At 65.4% G+C, this 512-nt stretch carries 1 protein-coding gene; it reads right to left on the reverse strand.

The features are described from left to right. Positions 1-132 precede the first annotated feature (132 nt). A partial coding sequence (locus NKH70_RS35760) for a PfkB family carbohydrate kinase (RefSeq protein ID WP_353027486.1) occupies positions 133-512 on the reverse strand: 380 nt, incomplete at its 5' end.

Genomic DNA, 512 nt, shown 5'->3' on the forward strand with positions numbered 1-512 from the left:
GGGCAATCCCACCTCTCCCCGCGGGGATAGGTCGGATTGCCCCGAATTGCCCTTGGCAATTCGGTTGGCAATCCGGGTGAGGGGGCACTTGCCGATGTGCGATTGCCCTGCCATCGAGCGAGACCGAGCTCCCTACAGCAGCCCCGCCTGTTCGGCCTCTCGGCGCAGGTTCTGCCTTGGCCTTGGGCCGATTTGCTGGATGACCAGCCCGGCGGCCAGCGAGCCGAGATCGCCGCACTGCTTCAGGCTGCGGCCCTGCGTGTAGCCGTAGAGGAAACCGGCGGCATAAAGGTCGCCGGCGCCTGTCGTGTCGACCAGCTCGCGGATCCTGGTCGCCTCGATGGTGACGGTCTCGTCGCCGCGGACGATGACCGAGCCCTTTTCCGAGCGGGTGACGGCTGCGATCTTGCAATCCTTGCGGATCTGCGCCAGCGCCTCGTCGAAGCACGCGGTCTGGTAGAGCGACTTGATCTCGTGGCTGTTGGCAAAGACGATGTCAACGGTGCCTGAGC

The organism is Mesorhizobium sp. M0991 (genome assembly GCF_040318915.1).
GTDB lineage: Bacteria > Pseudomonadota > Alphaproteobacteria > Rhizobiales > Rhizobiaceae > Mesorhizobium.